16 protein-coding genes are annotated in these 25,300 nt (G+C 63.4%); 8 read left to right on the forward strand and 8 right to left on the reverse strand.

Features of this window, described 5'->3' with window-relative positions; genetic code table 11:
• Window positions 1-80: 80 nt before the first annotated feature.
• The 4 genes from EN955_RS07780 to EN955_RS07795 all read left to right on the forward strand — a co-directional run bounded on the left by EN955_RS07780 (window position 81) and on the right by EN955_RS07795 (window position 4,718).
• On the forward strand, window positions 81-1,592 hold the full coding sequence (locus EN955_RS07780; RefSeq protein WP_024502579.1) for a sugar ABC transporter ATP-binding protein: 1,512 nt from the start codon (window positions 81-83) through the stop codon (window positions 1,590-1,592).
• Window positions 1,593-1,671: 79 nt separating this feature from the next.
• On the forward strand, window positions 1,672-2,667 hold the full coding sequence (locus EN955_RS07785; RefSeq protein ID WP_013532921.1) for an ABC transporter permease: 996 nt from the start codon (window positions 1,672-1,674) through the stop codon (window positions 2,665-2,667).
• Between the two features lie 51 nt (window positions 2,668-2,718).
• Window positions 2,719-3,771 (forward strand): substrate-binding domain-containing protein, encoded by a 1,053-nt coding sequence (locus EN955_RS07790; RefSeq protein WP_013532920.1) that lies wholly within the window; start codon window positions 2,719-2,721, stop codon window positions 3,769-3,771.
• A 101-nt stretch (window positions 3,772-3,872) separates the two neighbouring features.
• Complete coding sequence (locus EN955_RS07795) at window positions 3,873-4,718, forward strand: acyl-CoA thioester hydrolase/BAAT C-terminal domain-containing protein (protein WP_024502580.1); 846 nt, start codon at window positions 3,873-3,875, stop codon at window positions 4,716-4,718.
• Window positions 4,719-4,771: 53 nt separating this feature from the next.
• Here the strand turns inward: EN955_RS07795 and EN955_RS07800 are convergent, their stop codons facing one another.
• Both EN955_RS07800 and EN955_RS07805 read right to left on the reverse strand, forming a co-directional pair.
• Window positions 4,772-6,826, reverse strand: coding sequence for a bifunctional aldolase/short-chain dehydrogenase (locus EN955_RS07800; protein ID WP_024502581.1), 2,055 nt, complete (start codon window positions 6,824-6,826; stop codon window positions 4,772-4,774).
• A 91-nt stretch (window positions 6,827-6,917) separates the two neighbouring features.
• The gene (locus tag EN955_RS07805; protein WP_013532917.1) at window positions 6,918-7,883 is read right to left on the reverse strand and encodes a sugar-binding transcriptional regulator; all 966 of its coding nucleotides are present in this window, start codon (window positions 7,881-7,883) and stop codon (window positions 6,918-6,920) included.
• 191 nt (window positions 7,884-8,074) lie between these two features.
• Here EN955_RS07805 and EN955_RS07810 point away from each other — a divergent pair, with 191 nt between their 5' ends.
• The 4 genes from EN955_RS07810 (at window position 8,075) to EN955_RS07830 (ending at window position 15,329) form a co-directional block, all read left to right on the forward strand.
• Window positions 8,075-9,715, forward strand: coding sequence for an acyl-CoA synthetase (locus tag EN955_RS07810; RefSeq protein WP_024502582.1), 1,641 nt, complete (start codon window positions 8,075-8,077; stop codon window positions 9,713-9,715).
• Window positions 9,716-10,170: 455 nt separating this feature from the next.
• Complete coding sequence (locus tag EN955_RS07820; RefSeq protein WP_013532915.1) at window positions 10,171-10,776, forward strand: TetR family transcriptional regulator; 606 nt, start codon at window positions 10,171-10,173, stop codon at window positions 10,774-10,776.
• A gap of 56 nt (window positions 10,777-10,832) precedes the next feature.
• A complete protein-coding gene (locus EN955_RS07825; RefSeq protein WP_024502583.1) occupies window positions 10,833-11,984 on the forward strand; it encodes an efflux RND transporter periplasmic adaptor subunit in 1,152 nt (383 codons plus the stop codon).
• A 198-nt stretch (window positions 11,985-12,182) separates the two neighbouring features.
• Window positions 12,183-15,329, forward strand: a complete 3,147-nt coding sequence (locus tag EN955_RS07830) for an efflux RND transporter permease subunit (RefSeq protein WP_013532913.1) — start codon at window positions 12,183-12,185, stop codon at window positions 15,327-15,329.
• Between the two features lie 68 nt (window positions 15,330-15,397).
• Here EN955_RS07830 and EN955_RS07835 read toward each other — a convergent pair whose 3' ends face one another.
• From EN955_RS07835 to EN955_RS07860, 6 genes are all read right to left on the reverse strand, one after another.
• Entirely contained in the window at window positions 15,398-17,107 is a 1,710-nt protein-coding gene (locus EN955_RS07835; protein WP_024502584.1) for an APC family permease, read from the reverse strand.
• A gap of 389 nt (window positions 17,108-17,496) precedes the next feature.
• Window positions 17,497-19,866: an aminomethyltransferase family protein gene (locus EN955_RS07840; RefSeq protein ID WP_024502585.1), complete on the reverse strand. Its 2,370-nt coding sequence runs from the start codon at window positions 19,864-19,866 to the stop codon at window positions 17,497-17,499.
• Window positions 19,867-20,133: 267 nt separating this feature from the next.
• Complete coding sequence (locus EN955_RS07845) at window positions 20,134-20,757, reverse strand: sarcosine oxidase subunit gamma family protein (protein WP_024502586.1); 624 nt, start codon at window positions 20,755-20,757, stop codon at window positions 20,134-20,136.
• Window positions 20,750-23,731: a sarcosine oxidase subunit alpha gene (locus tag EN955_RS07850; RefSeq protein WP_024502587.1), complete on the reverse strand. Its 2,982-nt coding sequence runs from the start codon at window positions 23,729-23,731 to the stop codon at window positions 20,750-20,752. Before EN955_RS07850 ends, EN955_RS07845 begins: the two co-directional genes overlap by 8 nt.
• Window positions 23,731-24,006: a sarcosine oxidase subunit delta family protein gene (locus EN955_RS07855; RefSeq protein ID WP_024502588.1), complete on the reverse strand. Its 276-nt coding sequence runs from the start codon at window positions 24,004-24,006 to the stop codon at window positions 23,731-23,733. Before EN955_RS07855 ends, EN955_RS07850 begins: the two co-directional genes overlap by 1 nt.
• A gap of 16 nt (window positions 24,007-24,022) precedes the next feature.
• On the reverse strand, window positions 24,023-25,276 hold the full coding sequence (locus EN955_RS07860; protein ID WP_024502589.1) for a sarcosine oxidase subunit beta family protein: 1,254 nt from the start codon (window positions 25,274-25,276) through the stop codon (window positions 24,023-24,025).
• Between the last annotated feature and the right edge of the window lie 24 nt (window positions 25,277-25,300).

Below are 25,300 nucleotides of genomic sequence, written 5' to 3' on the forward strand. Positions count from 1 at the left end.
AGCTAGGAAGCGATCTGGCAATTGTCAATCGTGTTGACAATTGCCGATGCAGCTCATAGCGTCATGTCAGGGAGGAACGCATGGTCGGCAATGCCGTGTTCCGCGTAGAGGGACTGAGGAAATCCTTTGGCCATAACGAGGTGCTTGGCGGCGTCTCGCTGGAACTGTATGCCGGTGAAGTGACCGTGCTGATGGGCGCCAACGGCGCCGGCAAATCCACCCTCGTCAAGATCATCTCTGGTGTCTATGAACGCGGCGGCGGGACGATGGTGCTCGCCGACCAGGATTTCGCGCCGAAAACCCCGGCCGAGGCGATCCGCGCCGGCGTCGTCACCGTGCACCAGAACATCAATGACGGTGTCGTTGCCGATCTCGATGTCGCCACCAACCTGACGCTGGACCGGCTGAGCGGCAGCGGTGCGCCGACCCTGTTCAATCCAATGCGCGTGCGGCGAGAGGCCAAGGCGGTTGCCGACCGCATGGGGCTGGCCATCGATTTGAAGGCGCGGGTGAGTGATCTTTCGCTGGCCGATCGCCAGATGGTGGCGATTGCCCGCGCGCTGGCGCACAAGCCGAAAGTGCTGATCCTCGACGAGCCGACCTCATCGCTCTCCAGCGCCGAGGCTGATCGGCTGTTTGCCCTGATCGACAGGCTGCGCGAGCAAGGCGTGGCCATCCTCTACATCTCGCACCGTATGTCGGACATAAGGCGGCTGGCCGACCGCATCGTATCGATGCGGGACGGGATCATCTCAGGCATTTTCGACAAGAAACCGCTCGACTATGAAGGCGCGGTCAACGCCATGCTCGGCCGCAAGATCCATCTCGACCGGATTGTTGTCAGGGATTCAGCCAATGCCGTCTTCAAGATAGACGGTCTGCGCATCGCACAAGGCGCGCGGCCGATCTCGCTGACGCTCGGCGACGGTGAGGTCGTTGCCATCACCGGCCTCGTCGGCGTCGGCAAGACGGCGCTTGCCGAGACGCTGTTTGGCGTGCGCCAGCCGCTGGCCGGCACAATGACGCTGAACGGCAGGCCTTATGCGCCTGAAACAGCCGGCGAGGCGATCGCCGCCGGCGTGTTCCTCGTTGCCAAGGACCGCGGCGAGAACGGCATCGTCGGCGGCTTCAACATCCAGGAAAATATCAGCCTGCCGTTTCACAAGCGCATGTCACGTTTCGCTGTTCTCAAGCGCCGTCTGGAACGCGCCACGGCGCGCCGGCAGATCGAGGAGCTGGGCATCGTCTGCCGCTCCGAGAAGGACGAGATGTCGGAGCTCTCCGGCGGCAACCAGCAGAAGGTGATGGTCGCCCGCTGGATGGCCCAGCATGCGAGACTGTTCATTCTGGACGAGCCGTTTCAGGGCGTCGATATTTCCGCCCGGCGCGACATCGCCGCCAAGCTCAGGGCCAGTGCAAACGGACGCGCCACGCTGCTGTTCGTCACCGAACTCGACGAGGCGCTGGAGACCGCCGATCGCATCCTGGTCATGTCGGAACAGACCATCGTCGGCGAGCACCGCAATGCCGATGTCGATCTCGACCGCCTGTTGGCCGAGGTCGCCGGCGGGCCGCTGCACAGTGCCGCCTGAGCACGGGCGTTAGGAATGGGAATGGAAAGAGCATGGGTTCGGATTGGCTAAAAACGGCAGCAGCGCGCGGGAGCGCCGAATGACATTGCGCGACCACGCCATCCGCTACGGCTTCATCGTGCTCTTGTTCGGGCTCGTCGCCTATTTCTCGATCGCCGCCGACGGTTTCGTTTCGCCGCAAAGTGCGGTTTTCATCTTCCAGTCGGTCGCCATCACCGGCGTGCTGGCGCTCGGCGTCACCGCCACGCTGGTCGTCGGAGGTTTTGATCTATCGATCGGCTCGGTCGCCACCTCAGCCATGATGGCGGCCGCCTATGTCATGGTGGTGCTGGAGCAGAACGCCCTTGTCGCGGTCGTCGTCTGCCTGCTCATCGGCGCCATCGTCGGCCTGATCAATGGCTGGCTGATCGTCTACATGCGTGTGCCCGATCTGCTGGCGACGCTCGGCATGATGTTCCTGCTCGTCGGCCTGCAGCGCATTCCAACCGAAGGCCGCTCGATCGCCACCGGCATGACCATGCCGGACGGTTCGGTCGCCAACGGCAAATTCTCCGACGCCTTCCTGGCGCTCGGCCGCCACCGCTTCGACTTCTTCATCCCGAACCTCATCCCAGTGTCGGTGGTGGTGCTGCTCGTGCTCGCCGTGCTGATCTGGTTCTTCCTCGAATACACCCGTTTCGGCCGCATGATGTATGCCGTCGGCAGCAATGAGCGCGCCGCCGAACTCGCCGGTGCGCCTGTCAAGGCATACAAGATCTGGGCTTACGTCATTTCAGGTGTTTTTGCCTCGATCGGCGGCATTTTGCTCGCTGCCCGGCTTGGACGCGGCGACATCGCCTCGGGTAATAATCTGCTGCTCGATGCGGTTGCCGCGGCGCTGATCGGCTACGCGGTGCTGGGTGCCGCCAAGCCGAATGCGTTCGGCACCGCCATCGGCGCGCTGTTCGTCGGCATCTTGCTGCAAGGCCTGACGATGATGAACGCGCCTTACTACACGCAGGATTTCATCAAGGGCGTGGTTCTGGTCGTCGCCCTTGTCTTCACCTTTGCGCTTTCGGGCAGGGGCAGGAGATAGCTTTCGACCGGAACAGGATTTTCGAGTTCAACAAGAGTGGAGGAAAACAAAGTGAGCATTACAAGAAGACTTCTGGGGAAGGTGGCGCTCGGATTGGCCGGCGCAACCATGCTGATGCAGTTTCCGGCTTTTGCCGCGGACAAGCCGGCGCCCTTCGACAAGCCCGGCGTCAAGATCGCGCTGGTGCGCTATCTCTCGACCGGCGACTTCTTCCAGGCCTATCTCTCGGGCGTCGAGGCGCAGTCGAAGGCGCTCGGCATCGACCTGCGCGTCCTCGACAGCCGCCAGGATGCGGCTCTTCAGTCCGACATGGTCGATCAGGCCATCGCGCTCGGCGTGCAGGGTATCATCATCCAGCACGGCCTGACCGAATCGATGAAGGACGCCGCGCAGCGTGCGGTCGACGCCGGCATCAAGGTTGTGGCCTTCGACGTCAATGTCGAAAACCCCAAGATCCCGCAGATCGAACAGTCCGATCGCGACCTGGCCCGCCTCGCGCTCGAGCAGGCGGTCAAGGACAATGGCGAGAGCTGGAATGCCGGCTATGTCTATGTCGCCGGCATCGCGCCGCTCGACCGCCGCAACGAGACCTGGGTTGACGTCAAGAAGAAATATGCCGGCATCAAGGAAGTCGCGATGTTCGGCACGCTCGACAATCCGATCGCCAACTCCGTCGCCAACCAGGCGCGTTCGGTGCTGACGGCGCATCCCGACATCAAGGTGATGTTCGCTCCCTATGACGAATTCGCCAAGGGCGTGAAGATCGCTGTCGACGAAGCGGGCTTGAACAAGGGCATCAAGATCTATTCGGCCGACATTTCGACCTCGGACATCGCTGCGATGCGCGAGCCCGACAGCGCCTGGGCTGCGACCGCCGCGACCAATCCGGCCGTCGTCGGCCAGGTCTCGGTGCGTGCGCTGGCACAGCTGCTGGCCGGTGAAGATCCGGGCCACAACGTCGTCGTGCCGCCGACACTGATCACCCAGAAGGACCTCATCGACAAGGACATCAAGAACATGGAGGACCTGTCGGCCAAGCTGCCGCAGTTCGCCCACGCCGATGTCGCGATGCCGGCCTGGATGCCGAACCCGAACGCCAAGTAACTTTCGCAATCGAAGGCCGCCTGCAGCCGCTTGCTGCAGGCGGCCTTTTTGCCGAATATCTGCAGCCGGCGCCAGGCTCCGGCCCAAGGTTCGGTGCGTATATGGAAGCTCAGGCGGCAATCGAGGAAAACCTATCCGGCGCCGTCGCCGGAACCTTGTTTCGATGCCCGCAGGCCACCACGGGTGTCGTGGTGTTGGGTGGGTCGAGTGCCCGCGTCGATGTTGGGCGCGCACGGCTCTTTGCAAACGAGGGCTCGTCGGCTTTGGCCCTGCAATGGTTCGGCGGTGAGGGCCAGCCTCCCGGAATATGCGAAATTCCCCTCGAAACCTTCTTCGCGGCAACCGATTGTCTCCTTGAAACAGGATGCCACCGCATCGTCTATGTCGGCACATCCAAGGGTGCCGAGGCCTCACTGCTTGCGGCGGTCCATGACCCGCGCATCGACGCTGTGGTCGCCATCAGCCCGTCATCGGTGATTTGGGGAAATATTGGTGCTGGCCGGGATGGCGTCAGCTGGCCTGAACGATCCTCATGGTCGCTCGACGGAATCCCCCTGCCGTTTGTGCCGACGGATCCAAACTGGACACCAGAATACGTGGATGGCTTGGTATCCTACAGGGGACTCTTCGAACATTGCTTGAAAACCTCCAGGCAGGAAGCGGCTGCGGCGACCATCCCCGTTGAGACGGCATCGGCCGAGATCCTGCTGGTCGCAGGCGGCGACGATGCGCTGTGGCCCTCCCTATGGTTCGCGACAGAGATTGTTCGGCGGCGCAGCGAAGCAGGCAAGATCACACATCTCGTGTCATCGCCGGATGCGGGGCATCGCATTCTCTTGCCTGGCGAGAACACACCACGCTCGACATTGCATGCACATGGCGGCAATGACGAGGCCGAATCACGGTTGGGCAGAATGGCGTGGGAAGGCATCCGAGAACTGCTGTAGCTGCAGATCCCGAATACTTTCGCCTGTTTTGCGTCAGTCTCGGCCGGTTTTCCCTACCGCAGCGCTGCCGCGATATTGCCGCCGTCGACGGTCGTCACGTCGGCGGTGGTGCGGTCGGCCAGCGCATGATGCAGGAAGGCCTGCGCCACGTCCTGCGCCGTCACTTCCTGGCCGAGCAGATTGCCGGACATGTAGTCCTTCTCCGACACGCCGCGCGCGCCTGAGCGGCTGGCGATCATGGCGTCGGTCAAGAGGCCCGAGCGGATACGGTCGGCGTTGACGGCGTTCGAGCGGATGCCATGCGCGCCATAGTCGAGCGCGTACTGCCTGGACAGGAACAGCGTCGCCGCCTTCGGCACGCCATAGGCGCCGAACTTCGGGCCAGGGTTGACCGCCTGCTTGGAGGTGTTGAACAGAAGCACGCCGCCGGTGCCCTGTTCGAGCATGATGCGCACGGCGTTCTGCGCCACCGACTGGTGGGCGAAGAAATTGAGCTCGAAACTCTTGCGCAAAAGCGCATCGTCGAGCTCGCCGATGCGGCCTTCCCAGGCAGCGCCGGCATTGGAAACCAGGATGTCGACACCGCCGAACACGGCGACCGCTTTGTCGAAGGCGGCACGCACCTGTGCCGGGTCGGTGATGTCTGCGGCGACGCCGATCGAATTGTTGCCGGCTTTCTTCGCTGCATCGGCGGCTTTTTCGGCGTCGAGATCGACGACGACGGCATGGGCGCCATTGTCGGCGAACAGCTTTGCCGTCGCTGCACCGATCGCGCCGGCACCGCCGGTGATCAGCACCACCTGGCCGGTCAGCGGCTTCGGCTTGTTGGAGGCGAGCTTGGCCTGTTCCAGCGACCAGTATTCGAGCGGGAACAGGTCGGCCTTGGAAAGCGGATGGAACCGGCCGACGGCCTCGGCGCCACGCACTGCCTCGATCCACATCTCACCGACATCCGACGCGATCTTCGCGTCCTTCAGGGTGCGGCCGTGGCCGAACATGCCGAGGCCGGGCACCAGCGTCAGCCGCGGCATCTGGTCGAGCATGGTGCGCTTGACGTCGTCGAGCGCATCGTTGGTTTCGAAATAGGCGCGATAATCCTTGGCGAACGCGTCGACATGGCTCTTGATCACCGCCTTGTAGTCGCCGGCCTTGTCCGCGTCGGGCGCCGGCAGCGCCATCGGCCCGGTCTTGATGCGGATCGACAGATCGGGCGTCGAGACGCCGCGCCCGGCATAATCGGCGATCTCGGCTGAATTGATGAAATCGACAATTGCCGGCGAAGTGCGGAAATCGCTGACCATTCGGTCGAAGCGGCCTTCGCCGCGCGCTACCGCCACCGCGCCGCGCAGCATCGGCGCGATCGACGCCGGCGTCGCGAGCTTTGCCGGCAAGGCTGCCTTTGCCGCCTTCGGCTTGCCGCTTGCGGCAATATAGTCCTCGGCGACGTTCACATAATGGATCATCCGGTCGTAGGCCTGCTTCGCATCGTCGCCGAAGGTGAAGATGCCATGCTTGTCGAGGATCAGGCCCTCGACGTCAGGATCGGCGTCGAAGATGTCGGCAGCCGCCTTGGCGAGGTCGAAGCCGGGCATGATGTAAGGCACGTAACCCATCTTGCTGCCGAAAACCGTCTTCACCAGCGGCTTGGAGTCCTCCTGGTCGACGATGGCGAGAATGGCGGTCGAGTGCGTGTGGTCGACGAATTTGTGCGGCAGGAAGGCATGCAGCAACGTCTCGACCGACGGGTTGGGCGAGGACGGATCGATGAGGTTGACGCGTTGCAGGGCAACCATGTCCTCGTCGGCCAGCCTGTTCAGCGCGCGCGCCTTGAGCAGCGGCTTGAGCTTGACCGCCGGCAGGCCCTGCGGCTCGATGACGCCCATGTCCCAGCCGCTGCCCTTGACGCACAGCACGTCCCACTGGTCGCCGACGAGGTCGGTTGCCGTCGTCTTGCAAGAAGTGTTGCCGCCGCCATGCAGGACCAGCCGTGGTTCGCCGCCGAGCAGCCGGGTCGTGTAGACGCGCAGCGCCAGGTCGCGGCCGACACCCTTTTTCGCGTAGTCGGCGACGAGTTTTTCGGCTGCTTCGTCATTCCACAAATTCTTCATGTTCGCTTCGTCCGGTTGTTTGTCTTTGATGGTGAAACAGGAATGCCGCGACGCTTTGATGACAATGCGCCGGCGACGGAGAGGGGATTTCCTAGGAGGCCTTTTCTGTCGTGGCAGCAGCATGATCCAGGAGCCGCTGCGCCATGTGCGCGCCGACCACCAGATGCGTGCAAAGGCCGCCGGCGATCGCCGCGAGCAGCGGTTCGAACTTGCTGTCCTCCTGCACCACCACCAACCGCCTGGCGATGGCGCGCAGCGATGCAAGCTCGGCGGAGATCACCCGCCTGTTATAACTGCAGTCGAGCACCTTGCCCTCGGCGTCTATGATCTGCCCGGCAATCACGCCGGCAGCGCCTTGGCTGCGCAGATCCGCCATTTCACTTGGCGTCAGCGCGCCGCATTTGACCAGATGGCTGTCGGCGTCGACCGCGCCGACCGAGTATAACGCCAGGTCGCATTCGCCGACACCCGACAATTGTTCCCGGATCACCGGCTCGGCACGCAGCGCACGCGCAAGTTCTTCCGTAGACAGCACCAGCGGCGCGTAGAAATTGAGCCCTTTGGCGTTGAGCCGCCGCGCGATCTCCATAGTGCATTGGTCGGGGCGATAGGAATAGGGCGCGCCGAGATTGCCGCAGAGCTGCACCACCGTGACATCCTGCAGATCGGCATAGGACATGACGTCGGCAATCATATAGACGGTGCGGCCCCAGGCAACGCCGATGCGGTCGCCCTTCTTGACCAGTTCGAGAAAGACGCTCGCCGCCAGCACGGCGATTTCCGTCGACGGGTCGGCAATATGATCATTCTCCGGCGCGATCCAGACGGCGTCGAGGCTCAGCGCATCCTCGAGCTTGCGCGCCAGCACGTCGTCGGTGAAAAGCTGGGTCGAAGTCGAGATGTTGACGATGCCGGTCTCGCGCGCCTTGCGCAGGTACATGGCGACCGAGGCACGGGAAATGTTAAGCTGGCTCGCCACCTGGTCCTGCCGCAGGCCATGGGCATAGTAGAGCCAGGCGGCCTTGTGGATGAGTTGTTCTGCCGGTCGGATCGCCATGCCGTCTCCTCAGCTGACATTATTCACGGCTCTCGACAAAAGTCAAACTGGGCAGAGGTATGCGATGCTCCCGCTTGCGCCGAATCTGGTTCATCATTGTGCCGAATGCGCTCCGTCGTGGCATCGTTTGTGGTGACGCGGCCCAAGCCTGTGATTAGAACGTCTGAAAGAAAATCGCGGGGGAGCATGGGATGGGCAATCCTTACGAACAGGATCTCGACAAGAACGCGGCCAACCATCAGCCGCTGACGCCGCTCACCTATCTGGAGCGCGCGGCCAAGACCTATCCCGACCATATCGCCATCATCCATGGCCGCCAGCGCATCGACTATCGCACTTTCTGGCAGCGGTCGCTGAAGCTTGCCTCGGCCCTTCAGAAGCGCGGCATCGGCAAGGGCGACACCGTCACCGTCATGCTGTCAAACACGCCGCCGATGCTGGAGGCGCATTTCGGCGTGCCGATGACCAAGGCGGTGCTGCATTCGCTCAACACCCGCCTCGATGCGGCGGTCATCGCCTTCCAACTCGATCATGCCGAGACCAAGGTGCTGATCGTCGACCGCGAATTCTCCGGCGTCGTCAAGCAGGCCCTGGAACTGGCCAGGGTCAAGCCGCTGGTCATCGACTATGACGATCCCGAATACGCCGCCGACGCGCCGTACCCAAAGGGCGAGCGGGTAGGCTCACTGGACTATGAGGCATTTGTCGCAGGCGGCGACGCGGACTTCGCCTGGTCGATGCCCGACGACGAGTGGGATGCGATTTCGCTCAACTACACGTCCGGAACGACGGGCAATCCGAAGGGCGTCGTCTACCACCATCGCGGTGCGGCCCTGATGGCCTACACCAACACCATCCATGCCGGCATGGCCAAGCACGCGGTCTATTTGTGGACGCTGCCGATGTTCCACTGCAATGGCTGGTGCTTTCCTTGGACGCTCGCCGTCCAGGCCGGCACCCATGTCTGTCTGCGCTGGGTGCGGCCGAAGCCGATCTACGATGCGATCGCCGATCAGGGCGTCACCCATCTGTGCGGCGCGCCGGTCGTCATGTCGGTGCTGATCAATGCCAGGGACGACGACAAGCGCGCATTTCCGCAGACGGTCACTTTCAACACGGCTGCAGCACCCCCGCCGGAAGCCGTGCTGTCGGGGATGGCGGATGCCGGCTTTGCCGTCACCCATCTCTACGGCCTGACCGAGACCTATGGCCCGGCGGTCGTCAACGAATGGCACGGCGCCTGGGATGATCTCGAAAAGGGCGAGCGCAGCGCCAGGAAGGCGCGGCAGGGCGTGCGCTATGCAGCGCTCGAAGGCCTGACGGTCATGGACCCCGAGACGATGCGGACGACACCGGCCGACGGCGAGACAATCGGCGAGGTCATGTTCCGCGGCAACATCGTCATGAAAGGCTACCTGAAAAACCGCAAGGCGAGCGACGAAGCCTTCGCCGGCGGCTGGTTCCATTCCGGCGATCTCGGCGTCATGCACCCCGATGGCTACATCCAGCTCAAGGACCGCTCCAAGGACATCATCATCTCCGGTGGCGAGAACATTTCCTCTATCGAGGTCGAGGACGCGCTCTACAAGCACCCGTCGGTTGCCTCTTGCGGCGTCGTCGCCAGGCCCGACGACAAATGGGGCGAAGTGCCTGTTGCCTATGTCGAGCTGAAACCCGGCAAGGTCGCGACCGAAGCCGAGATCATCGATCACTGCCGCGCGCTGCTTGCCCGGTTCAAAGTGCCGAAGGCGGTCATCTTCGCCGAAATCCCGAAAACCTCGACCGGCAAGATCCAGAAATTCCGGCTACGCGAGATGGCCAAGGGGGCTTAGCTGCATCGCCACCCATGCTTCGCCTCGACAATTTGTCGCGGGCTTCGTCATCCTAGGGTATAGCAGTCGCGAAGCGACGTCGCGGAAACCCCTGGAGCTGCTCCGCAGCCCCAGGGATCCATGCCGTGACCTTGCGGCCGAGCTCCGACAGTCGAGAATGGCGGCTGCAGGCTACAGCTCGCTGACCGGTGTAAACCTGTTGATCCGTCGCACTCTTTGACCAACGTCGCGGCATGGATCCTAGGGTCTGCGCCGCGTCGCTTCGCTCCTTGCTTCGCCCTAGGATGACGAATTCATCAGGGCCAGCCGCTAACGGCGATCGTCGATTCCACCTTCTCACTGTCACCATCTGTCACCATTCGTACGTGTATACCGAATCCGCATTGACAGGTCCTTCTTTTCGATTTACGAGTGATGAAAATCAAAATTCGTCACTCGTAAATCGATAGAGGATCATGTCCGAAGCCGCCACCATAGTCGCCGAAGCCGCCCGACAGGAAAATGTAACGCGCATTCTCGATTGCGCCGAGCGCCTGTTCCGGCACTATGGCTACGGCAAGACCAATGTCGCCGACATTGCGCGTGAGCTCGGCATGTCGCCGGCCAACATCTACCGTTTCTTCGCCTCCAAGGTCGAAATCCACCAGGCCGTCTGCGGCCGGATGCTCGGCGCCAGCTACAAGATGGCCTACGAGATTTCGCGCCTGCCGATCAGCGCCGAGGAGCGGCTCCGGCGCTACGTGCATGCGCAATACAAGATGACGATGGAGGTCATGCTCGACGACCAGAAGGTCCACGAGATGGTCATCGTCGCCCTCGAACGGGATTGGGGTGTGATCGACAAGCATGTCGACAGCATTCACGACCTGTTCGCGGAAATCATTCGTGACGGGATCGAGGCCGGTGAGTTCAGAAAACAGGATCCGGTTATCGCGTCTCGCTGTTTCGGCGCCGCGACCGTCATCCTGTGTCATCCGCAGATGGTGGCGCAATGCCTTGCCAAGACCAACCGGGCAATGCCTGACGACCTCGTCGACTATGCAATCAAGGCCTTGAAGTAGCCTCCGCCCGCCGGGCGCCGGTTTCAACGATTCATCTCCATTTCGGGAGTACGCGCGTGTCTTCGTTCAGTTCAATCATCGGCAGGTTGCCGGCTGTAGGCCCGGTGCTGCTTGTCACCGCCACTCTCGGGCTTGCCGGCTGCAGCCAGGAAAAAGCCGAAGTCAAGGATATCATCCGCCCGGTCAAGGTTGTCGAGATCGCGAAGGTACATGACACCCGCACGCTCTCCTATTCCGGGTCGGTGAGGGCCCGCACCGAGAGCGCTCTGGCATTCCGCGTCAATGGCAAGATCACCGAGCGCCTCGTCGATATCGGCCAGCATGTGGCCTCGGGCGATGTGCTCGCCCGCATCGATCCCATTGACTACGACCTTTCGGTCAAGAGCGCGCAGGCAGCGCTCGATGCCGCCGAGCGGCAGGTCGAGACCGTGGAACTCGCCCGCAAGCGTGCCGAGCAGCTTTTTGCCAAGAATTTTGCCCCGAAATCACAGCTCGAACAGGCGACCTTGACCTATGACCAAGCGGTCGCCACCCGTGATTCCGCCCTTTCGACACTGGCTCAGGCGAAGAACCAGGTCGGTTATACCGATCTCAAGGCCGACAGGGATGGCATCGTCACCACGGTCAGCGCCGACGTTGGCCAGGTGGTCGGTTCCGGCACGCCGGTTGTCACTGTCGCTGTCGACGGCGAAAAGGAAGTGCTGATCGCCGTCCCCGAAATGGAAATCGCCGAATTCAAGGCGGGCAAGGCGGTCAAGGCGGGCTTCTGGTCGGATGATGCGCTGGCGCTCGACGGCAAGGTCCGCGAAGTCGCCGGCAGCGCCGATCCGCAATCACGCACCTTTGCCGTCCGCGTCAGCCTGCCCAACGATCCGCGTGTGCTGCTCGGCATGACCGCCAGCATCGAAGCCACGGCGGCCAATGAGCGGCAGCTGGTCTCGATCCCCCTGAGCGCACTGGCCGAGCAAGGCACCCAATCGATCGTCTGGACCGTTGATCGTGGCGCCGACACCGTTCATGCTCGTCCGATCAAGGTTGCCGAGTTCGCCGCCGATGGCGTGCGTGTCGCGGAGGGTTTGAAACCCGGCGATGTCGTGGTCGCCGCCGGCACGCAATTCATGACCGAGAACCTCAAGGTGAAGCTCGCCGGTGATACGGCGCTGCAATCGGCATCCGCGGCGGACGGCGACGCCAAGCAGGTGCGCTGACGACAGACAACCGGCTGCGCGTTCCCGCAGCCGCTGGTTTCCGGGCGGCAGGCGCCCGACCGAGACGCTCGATTGATGTAACCCCACATCGATTTCGCGTCCCACCGCGATGAGTGCTTCTCCGCTGGGAGAGCCTTGCCGCCCGGAAGCCACTACGAACCCTCGATTTTGTTGCGCTAGATAGATGGACCAGCGTCGATGACCAATTCCACGGAAGAGAAGCGGCCCTTCAACCTGTCGCGCTGGGCAATCGGCCATCCCGCCATTGCGCGGTTCCTGTTCGGCCTGATCATCATTTCCGGCGCGCTCGGCCTGATGCGCATGGGCCAGAAGGAAGATCCCGATTTCACCTTCCGGGTCATGGTCGTCCAGGCGATCTGGCCGGGCTCCTCGATCCAGGAGATGGAAGACCAGGTCGTCAACAAGATCGAACGCAAGCTGCAGGAGACGCCGCATCTCGATTTCGTGCGCTCCTTCACCCGCGCCGGCAGCGCCATCATCACCGTGCAGATCAAGGGCGACACCAACACCGCCGAGGTGACCGACGCGTTCTACCAGGTGCGCAAGAAGGTCGGTGACATTGCCGGTGACTTGCCACAAGGTCTGCTCGGCCCCTATTTCAACGACGAATTCGGCGACACCTTCATCACCCTGCATTCGATCAGCGGCGACGGCTTCAGCTATCCCGAGCTGAAGAAGTTCGCCATCCAGGCGCGCGACATGCTTTTGACGACGCCCGGCGTCGAGAAGGCCGTCATCATCGGCGACCAGCCTGAAAAGCTCTACATCGACGTCTCGTCCAAGGCCCTGGCCGAACGCGGCCTGACGCTGACCGATCTGCAGAATGCGATCAAGGGACAGAACAATGTCGACCCGGCCGGCTCCGTCGATACCGGCACCAACTCGGTGCGCATTTCCGTCGAGGGCGATGTCGGCAAGGTCGAGGATATCAGGAACCTGCGCCTGCGCGCCGGCGGTCAGGTCACGAGGCTGGGCGACATCGCCACGGTGAGTTCGGGGTTGCAGGATCCGTTCCAGCGAAAGTACCGCTTCAACGGTCACGACAGCGTGCAGTTGGGCGTCGTCATGGCCAAGGGCTTCAAGGTTACCGATGTCGGCAAGGATGTCGAGGCCACCTACAAGCGCTTCGAAGAGGCGCTGCCCTACGGCGTTGCGGTCGACCAGATCTCCGACCAGCCGGGCGTCGTCACCGATGCGGTGGCGGAGTTCATGCATGCGCTTGGCGAAGCGTTGCTGATCGTGCTCGTCGTCTCGTTCCTGTCGATCGGTTGGCGTTCCGGCCTGGTCATCGCCATCGCCATCCCGCTGGTGCTGGCCGCGACCTTCGCCATCATGTACGAGCTCGGCATCGACCTGCAGCGCATCTCGCTCGGCGCGCTGATCATCGCGCTCGGTCTTCTGGTCGACGACGCGATGATCGTCGTCGAGATGATGGAGCGCAAGCTGGAGGAGGGAATGGTCAAGGTCGAGGCGGCGAGCTTCGCCTATTCCTCGACCGCCTTCCCGATGCTGACCGGCACGCTGATCACCACGGCCGGCTTTATTCCGGTCGGCTTCGCGGCCTCGACCGCCGGCGAATATGTCCGCACGCTGTTCTATGTCGTCGGCATCGCGCTGATCGTCTCCTGGTTCGTCGCGGTCTATTTCACGCCATGGCTCGGCAACATGATCCTCAAGCAGCGCAAGCATGCCGGCAGCCATCACGATGTCTTCGACACGCGTTTCTACCGCCGGCTTCGTGCCACCGTCAGCTGGGCCGTGCGCCATCGCATCATCGTCCTGGTGATGACGCTGGTCACCTTCGGCACCAGCCTGTGGGCTTTCCAGTTCATTCCGCAGAACTTCTTCCCGCAATCGTCGCGGCCGGAAATCCTCGTCGACCTTTGGCTGCCGGAAGGCACCAGCATCAAGGAAGTCGAGGCGCAGGCCAAGGCGCTCGAGACCAAGATGATGGACGACAAGGACAAGCGTTTCATCGCCACCTATATCGGCGAGGGCGCGCCGCGCTTCTTCCTGCCGCTCGACCAGCAGCTGAGCAACCCCAACTTTGCCCAGTTGCTCGTCATGGCCAATGACGAACCGGCTCGCGAGCGTCTGATCGTCAAGTTGCGCACCGTTCTGGCGCAAGACTTCCCGTCCATCCGTGCCAAGGTCGATCGTCTGTTCCTCGGTCCGCCGACCGGCTGGCCGGTGCAGATGCGCGTCATGGGGCCGGATCGCCAGGAGGTGCGCCGCATCGCCGACCAGGTGAAGGCGAAGTTCCGTGAAGATCCGCTGCTTGGCGCCGTGCATGATGACTGGCTGGAGCCGGTTCCGGCGATGAAGCTGGTCATCGACCAGGATCGTGCCCGCGCACTCGGCGTCACCTCGCAGCGCATCCGCCAGATGCTGCAGGCGACGATGTCCGGCGCGCCGCTCGACGACTTCCGCGACGGCGAGGAGACGGTGTCCATCGTCGCCCGCGAGCCGAATGCCAGCCGCAGCCTGCTGTCCTCGGTCGACTCGGTCTATATCCCGACCGACTTCGGCGGTTTCGTGCCGCTGTCGCAGGTGGCCAAGGTGGTGCCGGTGCTGGAGCAAGGCATCGAATGGCGCCGCGACCGCCTGCCGACCATCAGCGTGCGCGCCACCTTGCCCGACGGCGTGCAGTCCAACGACGTCGTCACCAAGATGTACAACGACATGAAGGACCTGCGTGCGGGTCTGGCGCCCGGTTACAAGATCGAAATCCAGGGCGGTGCGGAGGATTCGGCGGAAAGCCAGGCTTCGATCGCCGCCAAGGCACCGATCATGCTGGCCGTCATTGTCGTGCTTTTGATGATCCAGCTGCAGAACTTCGGCAAGGCGATGCTGGTGCTGGCGACCGGTCCGCTTGGCATTATCGGTGCTGCCGCGGCACTCCTGATCAGCGGTGCGCCGTTCGGCTTCGTCGCCATTCTCGGCGTCATCGCGCTGCTCGGCATCATCATGCGCAACTCGATCATCCTGGTCGACCAGATCGACCAGGACATCGCCGCGGGCATGGACCGCTACGAGGCCATCATCGGTTCGGCCGTTCGCCGTTTCCGGCCGATCACGCTGACGGCGCTGACGGCGGTGCTGGCGCTGATCCCGATCTCGCGCGGCGTCTTCTGGGGTCCGCTCGCCTACGCCATGATGGGCGGCATCCTGGTTGCCACGGTGCTGACCATCCTGGTCCTGCCGGCCGGTTACGCCCTGTTCTTCGGCCGGGAGCCGAAGAAGCGCGGGGCGGAGGGACGGACGGACGATCTGGAACTGAGCCAGGAAGCCGAAAAGCCGCAACTGGCGCTGGCCGCCGAATAGATCGATCGCGCCAGTCGAAAAGGATCGGGCGCGCCGAAGCGCGCCCGATCCTTTTTATTTTTATGAGGTCAGATGACGAAGAACCAGTTGGCGAGCAGCATCACCACCACGCCGGCGACCAGCGTCAGATAGGGCAGCATGCCCGCCTTTTTGACCGAGAGGTCGGCCCCCGTCATGCCGAGATCGGCCAGCATGTGGTCGGGGAACTTGCCCTTGTCCTGAATGTAGTGTCGGAAGCAGAACACCGGGATGATCAGCGCTGCCGTGATCAGGCCGGCCCACAGCGCCATCGGGTTCCATACCTTGGCACCGGCGCCCATGAAGATCGCGTTGACATAGGCGAAGATCGCCCCGATCCCGAGCAGCCAGCTCGGCGCCTTCCAGGGCCGTGCGATATGGCCGTTGTCGATGCGGTGGATCCAGCCGGCGTTGAGGTTGAGGAAGTTGAAGATGATGTAACCGCAATTCGACACGGCGAGGATGAAGAAGAAGCTCGTCGCGTCGGCCGAGGCGATGGCCAGCACGATCAGGTTGAAGACGAGATCGGTCCACATTGCCCGTGTCGGCGCACCATGTTCGTTGACATGGCTGAGATAGCGCGGCAGCCAGCCGTCGACCGAGCCCTGGTAGAGCGTACGCGAAGAGCCGGCCATGGCCGTCATGATGCACAGCACCAGCGCCAGGATCATCAGCATCACCAACAGGCTGTGGACTAGCGCGCCGCCGCCGACCATGCCGGCCAGCGCGTCGGCGACCCCGGAGCCGTCGACGATCGGCGTCGCCAGCATACCGTTGAGGCCAAGCACGCCCTGGAAGGTGAACGGCACCAGGATGAACAGCAGCATGCACAGAAGGCCGGAATAGAAAATCGCCTTGAACGTGTCGGTGCCGGGGTTCTTGAACTCGGATGTGTAGCAGACGGCGGTCTCGAAGCCGTAGGTCGACCAGGCGGCGATGAACATACCACCAAGCACCAGCGTCCAGCCGGCGATGTTCCAGGCACCGGGCTCGGGCGCGTAGGCTGCGGCCAGCGGCACCAGCGGCGAAAAATTCGCCCAGTTGATCTGGCCGGTGACGATCGGCACCACGCCGACGATCAGCATCGGGACGATGACCAAGAGGCCGATATATTTCTGCACATTGGCGGTGCCGAGAATGCCGCGATGCTGGATCGCAAAGATGATCAGCATCAGCACTGCGCCGATGAAGAAGGTCGCGTTGAAGGTGAACGAGACCGGTCCCAGCGTGTGGCTGTAAAGCGTCCAGTTGCGGATTGCCGGCGTCGCCGCCGCGGTCACCGCTGTGATGGCGTCGGCGGCACTCGTCCCGGCATGCGCGGCGATATAGGCGACGACATCGGGTGAGGTTTCGGTGAACAGCGGCACTGGCGCCAGCGCGTTGAGGATGTAGGCGGCGGCGATCGAGCAGCCGAGCGACAGCACCGGCGACCAGGCGAACCAGTTGCACCAGACAGACAGCGGCGCGATGAACTTGGAATAGCGCAGCCAGGCGGTGGCGCCGTAGATCGACGCGCCGCCCGACTTGTTCGGAAACAGGCCGGCGATTTCGGCATAGGTGAAGGATTGCAGGAAGCCCATGATCATGGAGAAGATCCAGATCGCGAAGGCCAGCGTGCCGGTCGTGCCGGCAATGCCGCCGATCGAGAACAGGACCAGGGCCGGCACGCCGCTCGCCACCCAGAAGGCGCCGCGCCAGTCGATATTTCGGTGCAACTTGCCTTCGGCAAGCGGCTCCAGGACAGTCGTTATCGTGCTCATATGTCTTTGTTCCCCATTTTGATGTTCCCCGTTCGTGACGGCCGCGACTTCGCGAGGCTTCATCATCGACGCATGCTTTGGGCGGCTGTCGGTGTTTCCACTCAGTCGCATTTTTTTCTTAACAGTGAAGATTGATCCGGCGCGCTTTCAGGTCAAGCGATTTGTCGCGCCGTGCACATCACGCTTGCGAAACATGTCGGCTTCACACTGCCGCGGTGGGATTGTTCGGAAAAGGACCAAGGGTCAGGAAGCGAAAACCCGCCGGAGGCGGGTCGCGGCGCAAATCAGCACCATGGACGAATATGTAGCATAGCTGCCCTCAGCAGGTCAAGAAAAAATTCCTATCACGAACTGCAGCACGGCCTCACTGTCTTGGGAGGGAAGGGCCGTCAGGAACGCGGTTTGGTCTTTTGCGGATCGTAGTGGGCGAAGGCGACGACTCGCGCCGGCAGCCGCTTGGCATGGCCGTCGAGCTTGCCGATCTCGACCTCGGTACCGACAGCCGAATGGGTGACATCGAGCCTGGCCAGCGCGATGGTCTTGTTCAGCACCGGCGAGCGCATGCCTGACGTGACCACGCCGATCTGGGCACGGCCGACATGCACGCAATCGCCATGGCCGACGTCGACATTGGCGTCGATGTCGAGACCGACCAGCTTCGTCTGCGGGTGCTCCTTGCGGCGGATCAGCGCCTCGCGGCCGACGAAATCGTCGGTCTTGCTCTTCAGCGGCACGGTGAAGCCGATGCCGGCCTCGAACGGATCGGTCTGGTCGGAAAATTCGTATCCGGCGAAGATCAACCCGGCCTCGATGCGCACCATGTCCAGCGCCTGCAGTCCCATCGGCTTCAGCCCGTGAGGCTGGCCGGCTTCCCAGATGGCGTCGAAGACTTTTTCGGCGTCGCGCGGATGGCACCAGATCTCGTAGCCGAGCTCGCCGGTATAGCCGGTGCGCGAGACGACGACCGGAATGCCGTTGCCGCCACCAATGCGGGCGACGGCGAAGCGGAACCAATCGAGTTCGTCGATCGACGGCTGCAGCGGCGAGGTCCAGATCACCTCCCTGAGGATGTCGCGGCTCTTTGGTCCCTGCACGGCGACATTGTGCATCTGGTCGGTGGAGGAACGCACAAGGACATTGAGGCCGAGTTTTGTCGCCGTCTCGCGCAGCCACTCGCCAGACAGATCGTCGCCGCCGACCCAGCGGAAATTGTCCTTGCCCAGCCGCAGCAGGGTGCCGTCATCAATCATGCCGCCATGCTCGTAGCACATGGCCGAATAGACCACCTGGCCAACGCCAAGCTTCTTGACGTCGCGGGTTAGCGTGTATTGCAGCAGCGCTTCGGAATCCGGGCCGGTGACCTCGAACTTGCGCAGCGGCGACAGGTCCATGATCACCGCGCCTTGGCGGCAGGCCCAGTATTCGGCGATCGGCCCGTCCTTGGCGAAGGAATTGGCGAGCCAATAGCCCTTGTACTCCTGAAAGTTGCGGGTGTGCTTGGCAAAGCTCGAATGAAAAGCGGTCTCGCGGGTCATTTTCGGTTCCGAATCGGGCGTCATGCGTCTGGCGATCGCTCGCGAGAATTTGTGCTGGCCGGAATAGGTCCGCACATGGATGTCGGTCGGGTTCCAGCCATTGGCCGGCGTCGTGTCGTCGGGGCAGGCGGAGGAAACGCAAACGATGTCGGTGAGCGCCCTGAGCAGCACATAGTCGCCCGCCCGCGACCACGGCTCGTCGGACACCATGACGCCATGCGCGTCGATCGCCGTGTTGAAGAAGAAGTTGATCGCCATCCAGCCCGCGCGGGGATTGACGCCCTTGCCGGCCAGAGCGCCGTTGAAATTCTCCGAACAGTTGGTGTGTCCGGGATAGCCGATGTCGTCGTAATATTTGGCGGCGCAGGCGAGCGCGAAGGCGTCGTGCCGGCCGCATGTGTCCTGCACCACCTCGACCAGCGGCTCCATGTCCTGGTCATAGTATTTGGAATGCAGGCCGGGCATCGGGTAGCTCGCACCCATGAGCGTGCGCGTCGTCGTCACGTCGAGCGGATGATCCAGTCCCCTGTCCAGCTTGCGCGCCGAAAAGCACTGGAAATCGGTGCATTGGCGCCCGTCGATATCGATGATCTGCAGATAGTCGCCAGCCCTAACGAAATAGGCCTCCGCGGTCGCCGAATGGACGCGCAAATCGAGCACCGGGTCGGCAAGCGGATCAGCCAATAGCGATTTCGCCGCCGGGCGGATCGTGGCGCGGCGAACGAAGACGGTCAGCGGTGTCGCCGTGTCATGACCATCGACCAGCATCGGCCTGCCGGGGGCGGCAATCAGCACCGCACCATCGCGTGCGACGGTGAAAGCCTGCTCGGTGCCGGCCGGTGTCGTGACGCCGAACACCCGCACGGCCTTGGCGTGGTCAAGCTGCACCTGCCGGCGGGCGAGCCCGCTCCGCAGGGATGCGAGACTGTCGTCGCCCTCTATGAGCAGCGCTTTGATGCCGGCAGCGTTGCTGTTCGATGCTTCACCAAAAATGCCGGGATCGGTCGCGCCGGTCCTGTCCCAGGCCAGAAGTTCGCAGGCCTGGCCGCCTTCGACATTGCGCACGGTGATTGCGTCGCCGGCCTCGATGTCGATCAGCACCGCGCCGTTGCCCTGGATCGTATAACGCTCCATGCCCGGCGGCAGCGCGATCTGGCCGGGCCTCAGGATGAGGCTAGGCTTGGGCGGTCCGGCGGCAATTGCGGGGTAGGGCGACTGGCTCATCTCAGCCTTGCGGTTCGAGAAACAAGTTTGCCTGTGCGTGAAATTATTTTAGCAGCAAGAATAGCAGGGGGATCGCGTTTGGCAAGGAGAGCGCGCTTTTTCCCTTCTCCCCTTGTGGGAGAAGGTGGATCGGCGCGCAGCGCCGAGACGGTTGAGGGGTGCTGGCCGGATCACCGTTCTTGCCAAGCTGGAGCACCCCTCATCCGACCTCGCTTCGCGAGGCCACCTTCTCCCACAAAGGGGAGAAGGGAAGGCCGCGCACAAGCGTTACGCTAAGTCCTTGGAGTGACTGATGTCCACGCCGTACTCGGCCGCAGCGTCAAGCATCGTATGCCAAAGGCTCTCGGCAAACGTCGCAAACATCAGAACGTTGAACACCGCCTGCCCATCCGTCCGATCACTGTCGCGCCAGAGCGTGACGCTGGTGTGATCCATCGACGTCGCGGCGGCGGCGCCAACCGGAAACGCATCGGGATGCAAATCGATCGACGACAGTTTCGCCAGCATTGTCCGCGCCTTGGCGCCGGAGATGCTGACCAGAACCCGCGCATGCGACTGGTCCGACAGCGAGCCGGACAATGCGGGCTCCAGCGTCTGCATCGTGTGCTTGCCGCCCTTCGACAGCACGAAGAACTGGTCCGGTCCCGACCAGATCAGCGTTGCGTCCGAAGTCCGCACCGCCTTGGGCGCATCAGGGACAGCAACACCAAACCGAGCCTTGGCGGCTTGTCCCAGCTCGGCCGCCTGGCCGCGCCGCGCCATCACCTGGATCAGATCAAAATTGCGGATCTCGGTCAGCGAGACGCCGACCTCAATACCGCGTGCACCATGCACGCCGGCAACGAGCGCCTTTTCAAGCGGACTGCGGGGAGCCCAGGAAAACTCAACCACGCTGGCGCCCTCCATCCGGGTCGTAGAAGACGGGATTGCAGAGTTCGACGTCATAGTCTTCGCCGCGCAATGGATCATGCGCGTGCACGATCTCGCCGATGCGTTCGCGGCCGCGTTCGACAAGCGCGAGCCCGATCCACTGATCCAACGTCGGCGAGAAGCAGACCGAGGTGACATAGCCCTGGTCGTTGCCGGGGCCGGGCGTCTGCCCCTTCGGGATGATGTGTGCGCCGGAGCGCAACCGGCGTGTCTCGTCCGTCGGCTTGATGCCGACGACGACCTGGCGATCTGGGGCTACCAGCGCCTCGCGTCCGGCCATGACGCGGCCGATATAGTCTTTCTTGGTCGACATCATCTTGCCCAGACCAAGATCGGCCGCTGTCGTCGTGCCGCTCAGTTCCGGTCCGGCGATGTGGCCCTTTTCGACGCGCATGACGCCGAGCGCCTCGGTGCCGTAAGGCGTCACGCCGAATGGCGCGCCGGCCAGCATCAGATTGCGCGCCATCGCATCGCCGAAGCGTGCCGGTACCGAGATCTCGAAGGCCATTTCGCCGGAGAACGAGATGCGGAACAGCCGCGCCTTGAGGCCGCCGCGCAATGTCACTTCGCGCGCGCCCATGAACGGAAAGCCTTCGTTGGAAAGGTCCTCGGACTCATCAACGATCTGTTTCAGCAACTCCCGCGCGCTCGGTCCGGCGATCGAGAACTGCGCCCACTGGTCGGAGACGGAAGTGAGCTGCACGTCGAGCTTCGGGAACAGCACCTGGCGGCAGAATTCGAGATGCTGCATCACCAGACCGGCCTTGGCCGTGGTGGTGGTCAGGAAATAATGATCCTCGGCCAGCCGCGACGTCGTGCCATCGTCATAGACGATGCCATCCTCGCGCAGCATCAGCCCGTAGCGCGCCTTGCCCACTGCAAGACTGGAGAAGGTGTTGATGTAGACGCGGTCGAGGAAGGCGCCGGCATCCGGACCGTGCACGTCGATCTTGCCGAGCGTCGAGACATCGCAGAATCCGACGCCTGAGCGCACCGCCTTGACCTCGCGCGTCACCGATTCCAGCCAGTCCTTCTCGCCAGCGCGGGGGTACCACTGCGCCCGCTTCCACAGGCCGGTGTCGACGAAGACAGCACCTTGTTCCACGGCCCAGTGATGCGACGGCGTCAGCCGCGTTGCATGAAAAGTCTCATCGCGATGGTGTCCGGCAAAGGCGCCGATGGCGACGGGCACGTAAGGCGGGCGATAGATGGTCGTGCCAGTCTCGGGAATGGATTTGCCTGTTACCGCCGCCATGATGGCGAGGCCGGCGACGTTGGAGGTCTTGCCCTGGTCGGTCGCCATGCCGAGCGTGGTGTAGCGCTTCAGATGCTCGACCGATTCAAAACCCTCGCGCTGCGCCAGCTCGATGTCGGACGCGGTGACGTCGTGTTGCTGGTCGACAAAGGCTTTGCCCTTGCCGGCGACATGCCAGAGCGGGGTGAGCGAGAAAACCTCGTCGTCGGCGACAGGCGCCGATCCCGCATTGCCGGTCCGGCCGGCATCATGCGCGGCTGCCGCGCCGGCGGCAAAGCCTTGACTGAGGCAGGCGCCAAGGCCAAAGGCACCATTGGCGGCACCTGCGGCGACCATGCCTGGAGGCGCGCCGTCGGGCACGAAGGCGGAGATGTCGCTGCGCCATTTCGGCCGGCCGCGATGATAGGAGGTCAGCCCGACCGCCGGGTTCCAGCCGCCGGAAACGGCTAGCCCGTCCGCTTCGACCTCGGCGCGCGCGCCGCCGGTCAGCGACACCGCGATTTTCCTGACGCCATCCTTGCCGCCGTCGACGCCGCTGACGGAACCGTGCAGCACCGGGAAGCCGCCCTTCGAGGCCAGCGAACGATGCGCCGGCGATATTTCGGGCCGTGCATCGATGACCGCCGCGATCTGCAGGCCGGCACCGAGGGCCGCTTCGACCGTGCGCCAGCCATCCTCATTGTTGGTGAACAGCGCGATCCGTTTTGCCGGCGCTGCGGCGTAGCGCGCGACATAGGTCCGCATGGCGGAGGCCATCATCACGCCGGGCGTGTCGTTGCCGGCAAAGACGATCGGCCGTTCGATGGCGCCGGCTGCCACGACGCAGCGCTTCGCCACGATCCGCCACAGGCGCTGGCGCACCTGGTGCTCGGGCGGCGAGGGCAAATGGTCGTTGACCCGCTCAATGGCGCCATAGGTGCCGCCATCGTAGACGCCGAACAGCGTCGTGCGGGTCATGACGCGGACGTCGGGCATACCAGCCAGTTCAGCCAGCGTCCGCGAAATCCACTCGGCCGCAGGTTCGCCGTCGATCATTCCGCCATCCGACAGCAGACGGCCGCCGAGGACAAAATCCTCCTCGCACAGGATGACGCGGGCGCCTGCGCGGCCGGCTGCCAACGCCGCGGCCAGACCAGCCGGGCCGGAGCCGGCGATCAGCACGTCGCAATGCGCCCATGCCTTGTCGTAGTGGTCGGGATCGGCAAGGCCGGCGGCACGGCCAAGGCCTGCGGCGCGGCGGATCGCCGGCTCATAGATCGCTTCCCAGAACTTCGCCGGCCACATGAATGTCTTGTAGTAGAAGCCGGCAACGAAGATCGGCGCGAACAGCTGGTTGACCGACATCACGTCGTGGCGCAGCGACGGCCAACGGTTCTGGCTGGCGGCCTCGAGCCCGTCATAGAGTTCGGCCGTCGTCGCCTTGGTGTTCGGCTCGCGCCGTGCCCCGGTGCGCAGCTCAACCAGCGCATTGGGTTCTTCCGAGCCCGCAGTCAGGATGCCGCGCGGGCGATGGTATTTGAATGAGCGGCCGACCAGCTTGACGCCGTTGGCGATCAGCGCCGAGGCGAGCGTGTCGCCCTGGAAGCCGGAGAAAGCCTTGCCGTCGAAACGGAAGTTCAGCGGTGCCGAGCGGTCGACAAGCCCGCCATTGCCGAGCCGGTGTGTCTGCGCGCCGGCCATCACGCACCAACCTTCGCAGCGCCGGCACCAGCCGCCGGTTCGATGGAGGAAATCTCGTGCGTCAGCGTGTTGCGGGTGACCTTCAGCCAAGCCCGGCAACCACCGCCATGGTACCAATATTCGCTGGTCGCGCCGGCGACATTGTCGCGCAGATAGACATAGTCGAAGACCTCGTCTTCCGAGGCGCCGGCCTCGGGCCGCACCGGCTTGGCGTCGCCGAGATAGGTGAACTCGCCGAGTTCGCGTTCACCGCAGAAAGGACAGGCAATGCGCATTTCTTCTAAACCGCCTTCAATGCAGGTTCGGTTGGGCGCCCTGGCCCTTTTCGTCGATCATGGCGCCAGTTCGGAACCGGTCTAGGCGGAACCGTGCCGCTTCTTCATGCGACTCGTCGCGAGCCAGGAGGTGCGCAAAGACAAAACCGGACCCTGGCGTCGCCTTGAAGCCGCCATAGCACCAGCCCGCGTTGAGATAGAGCCCGTCGACGGGCGTCTTGTCGATGATCGGTGAACCGTCCATCGACATGTCCATGATGCCGCCCCACTGGCGCAGCAGGCGCACGCGGCCGATCATCGGCATCAGCGCCATGCCGCCCTCGCAGACGTCTTCCATCACAGGCATGTTGCCGCGCTGGGCGTAGGAATTGTAGCCGTCTATATCGCCGCCGAAGACGAGGCCGCCCTTGTCGGACTGGCTGACGTAGAAATGGCCGGCGCCGAAGGTCATGACGCCCGGGATGAGCGGCTTGATCGCCTCGGAGACGAAGGCCTGCAGCACATGGCTCTCGATCGGCAGGCGCAGACCGGCCATTGCTGCGACGCGCGACGAGGAGCCGGCGACCGCCATGCCAACCTTTCCGGCGCCGATCTTGCCGCGCGACGTCTCGACGCCGATAACCTTGCCATTGGCGTCCCTGACAAAACCGGTGACTTCGCAATTCTGGATGATGTCGACGCCGAGTTCGCTCGCCGCATGCGCATAGCCCCAGACCACCGCATCGTGCCGCGCCGTGCCGCCGCGCCGCTGCAACAGCCCGCCTTGCACGGGAAAGCGCGCATTGTCGAAGTTCAGGAACGGGATCATCTTCCTGACGGCAGCGAGGTCGAGCAGTTCGGCGTCGATGCCGTTGATGCGCATGGTGTTGCCGCGCCGCGCATAGGCGTCGCGCTGCGCGTCGGAATGGTAGAGGTTGATGACGCCGCGCTGGCTGACCATCGCATTGTAGTTGAGGTCCTGCTCCATCCGCTCCCACAGCTTCATCGACAATTCGTAGAAGCCGGTGTTGCCGGGCAGACCGTAATTGGAGCGGATGATGGTGGTGTTGCGGCCGGCATTGCCGGAGCCGATCCAGCCTTTTTCGAGCACGGCGACATTCTTGATGCCGTACTCGCTGGCGAGGAACCAGGCGGTGGCCAGCCCGTGCCCACCGCCACCGATGATCACCACGTCGTAGCGATCCTTCGGCGTGGCGTCGCGCCAGGTGCGCTGCCAGTTCTTGTGGCCGGACAGGGCGGCACGAGCGAGCGAGAAGATCGAATATTTCATCAGTTCATTCCGAGGTCGCTCGCG

Source organism: Mesorhizobium sp. M7A.F.Ca.CA.001.04.2.1 (genome assembly GCF_003998485.1).
GTDB classification, from domain to species: domain Bacteria; phylum Pseudomonadota; class Alphaproteobacteria; order Rhizobiales; family Rhizobiaceae; genus Mesorhizobium; species Mesorhizobium ciceri.

Excerpts from the sequence above, each read along its gene's own strand:
- EN955_RS07795 (WP_024502580.1), top strand. The coding sequence starts at position 3,873 with ATGGAAGCTCAGGCGGCAATCGAGGAAAACCTATCCGGCGCCGTCGCC.
- EN955_RS07835 (WP_024502584.1), bottom strand. The coding sequence starts at position 17,107 with ATGAGCACGATAACGACTGTCCTGGAGCCGCTTGCCGAAGGCAAGTTG.
- EN955_RS07850 (WP_024502587.1), bottom strand. The coding sequence starts at position 23,731 with ATGGCCGGCGCGCAGACACACCGGCTCGGCAATGGCGGGCTTGTCGAC.
- EN955_RS07860 (WP_024502589.1), bottom strand. The coding sequence starts at position 25,276 with ATGAAATATTCGATCTTCTCGCTCGCTCGTGCCGCCCTGTCCGGCCAC.
- EN955_RS07810 (WP_024502582.1), top strand. The coding sequence starts at position 8,075 with ATGGGCAATCCTTACGAACAGGATCTCGACAAGAACGCGGCCAACCAT.
- EN955_RS07830 (WP_013532913.1), top strand. The coding sequence starts at position 12,183 with ATGACCAATTCCACGGAAGAGAAGCGGCCCTTCAACCTGTCGCGCTGG.
- EN955_RS07800 (WP_024502581.1), bottom strand. The coding sequence starts at position 6,826 with ATGAAGAATTTGTGGAATGACGAAGCAGCCGAAAAACTCGTCGCCGAC.
- EN955_RS07805 (WP_013532917.1), bottom strand. The coding sequence starts at position 7,883 with ATGGCGATCCGACCGGCAGAACAACTCATCCACAAGGCCGCCTGGCTC.
- EN955_RS07840 (WP_024502585.1), bottom strand. The coding sequence starts at position 19,866 with ATGAGCCAGTCGCCCTACCCCGCAATTGCCGCCGGACCGCCCAAGCCT.
- EN955_RS07780 (WP_024502579.1), top strand. The coding sequence starts at position 81 with ATGGTCGGCAATGCCGTGTTCCGCGTAGAGGGACTGAGGAAATCCTTT.
- EN955_RS07785 (WP_013532921.1), top strand. The coding sequence starts at position 1,672 with ATGACATTGCGCGACCACGCCATCCGCTACGGCTTCATCGTGCTCTTG.
- EN955_RS07820 (WP_013532915.1), top strand. The coding sequence starts at position 10,171 with ATGTCCGAAGCCGCCACCATAGTCGCCGAAGCCGCCCGACAGGAAAAT.
- EN955_RS07855 (WP_024502588.1), bottom strand. The coding sequence starts at position 24,006 with ATGCGCATTGCCTGTCCTTTCTGCGGTGAACGCGAACTCGGCGAGTTC.